Source organism: Neisseria sp. P0021.S005, assembly GCF_051956955.1.
Map to the genome: position 1 here is coordinate 1 of NZ_JBQCWY010000589.1, position 1910 is coordinate 1910.

Sequence of the window (1910 nt, forward strand, 5' to 3'; positions counted from 1 at the left end):
TCATCGTTCGCAAAATCTCTAGCGGCGAAGGTGTAGAACGTACTTTCCAACTGTACTCTCCTACCGTAGAAAAAATCGAAGTTAAACGCCGTGGTGACGTACGTCGCGCCAAACTGTACTACTTGCGTGGCCTGACCGGTAAAGCGGCCCGCATTAAAGAAAAATTGCCTGCTCGCAAAGGTTAATCGCTTTCTTCAAAAACCCACTTCAATGAAGTGGGTTTTTTGTTTTTATACAAGATCTCCTCGTCTTTCTTACACAATCCTGTAAGCCAATCACAATTCCCATCTCACGCATAAACTTAAACAGAATCATAACCCCCTACTTTTGACCTCTATAAAAAAGGCCGTCTGAAACAAAAGATTCAGACGGCCTTGAATTACATCGGGCGGTTATTTAAACCATCCTGCTAATGCTGGAATACGTGATAATAACAGTGTATCCAAAATCCAAATAACAGCGATTGCGGCAATAGCCGTCGGGAAAATCACAGCCAAAATAAGAAGTGGCACAGCCATTGCCCACCATACCGGCAATTTGATTTTCTGTGCAGGAGGAACCAAACCACGTGCTTCCGAAGGACGGCGCTTCCACCACATCACACAGCCGCTGACACAGATAAAGATAATCGCCAGACAGAACAAGACATTTGCCAATACGCTCCACCAGCCCAGTGTACCCATATGCAAAGCAATACTTGCTGCCATGAATTTACCAAACCAGTTGTAATCATCGAAATGAATATCAGCCAGGACTTTGCCGCTGTATTGATCGATGTGTACCGTACGATCCGCAGTCGGACTAATCATATCGTAGCTCATTGAGTCTTGCGACAGCGTCCATACGCCGGTTTCGCCTTTAGGTAGGTTCAACTGATAGCGGCCTTTGAAGCCAATTTCGCGCGCAAAGCGGTCAACCGTTTCCAACGTCATCGGTTCACTTGGATTAATGCCGTTTTCGCCCAGTGTCGTACCGGAAACCGGCATAGGCGTCAGCTCTAAAATCCACGGCACTTCTTTGGATTTGCCATCATTCAACACATCGCCATGGGTTGGCACGGAAGATACCGGATTAGGCTCCACACCCCATTTGCCGGCTGGGAATTGGCTCCATGCCTGCACAGCCTTACCACCCCAAATACCTGCCCAAGCAATACCAGACAAACAGAACAGCAGCAAAATCAAAGAAACCCAAGAGCCAACCGCACCGTGCAGGTTGCGCCACCAAGAACGGCCTTTGCCTGCTTTAGGTAAAAGGACGGCCTTCAGACTACGCTGTTTTACCCACCACAAATAAATACCGGTCACAATCATGATGATGGTTAGCGATGCAGCAGTTTCCAACAGGTAGTCACCAGTCGCACCCATCATCATATCGCCATGGATTTCGTCCATCGTGTGATACCAGCCTTGACCGCGCGGTATCGTATTCACGACTTTTGCCGTATAAGGATCAACGGCAACCATAGTGGCTTTATCGTCGTTGTTCACACGAAATACGGCCACCATATCATCTGCGCGCGGCGCAATATATTGCACCACAGAAGCAGTTTCCGGATTCACAAACTGTCTGGCGGCTTCAGCTTGAGCCGACAAAGGCTGCACCACTGCTTGCGGCGTAACATGTATCCGCTCGCCTTCTTTACCGGTGATATTGGCAAATAGCAGCATTCCCAACCCTGTAACAGCCAGCAGAGTTAAAAACGGCGCGACCAAAAGTCCGGCATAAAAATGCCATCGCCAAACAGTCAAATAACGGCGGTTAGCCTGTTGTTCATTTTGGGAAGTTGGTTTTGTTTCCATATATTCTCTTTATATAATTAAAGCAGACTAATCCTTAAGGATTATTAGCAAGCATTGTAATCAAAACCATTCATTTACGAAACCGTTTTTCAAGCGTAGCTTTGAAAT

The 1910-nt window shown here is 47.0% G+C and carries 2 protein-coding genes; one reads left to right on the top strand and one right to left on the bottom strand.

What is annotated here, in order from left to right:
* Window positions 1-185: 50S ribosomal protein L19 (locus tag ACTHUE_RS17225; RefSeq protein WP_440402825.1), on the top strand; the 185-nt coding region annotated here is incomplete at its 5' end.
* A 207-nt stretch (window positions 186-392) separates the two neighbouring features.
* Here the strand turns inward: ACTHUE_RS17225 and ACTHUE_RS17230 are convergent.
* Window positions 393-1802 carry a PepSY-associated TM helix domain-containing protein gene (locus tag ACTHUE_RS17230; protein WP_440403017.1) on the bottom strand — a complete coding sequence of 470 codons (1410 nt, stop codon included), beginning with the start codon at window positions 1800-1802 and terminating at the stop codon, window positions 393-395.
* Between the last annotated feature and the right edge of the window lie 108 nt (window positions 1803-1910).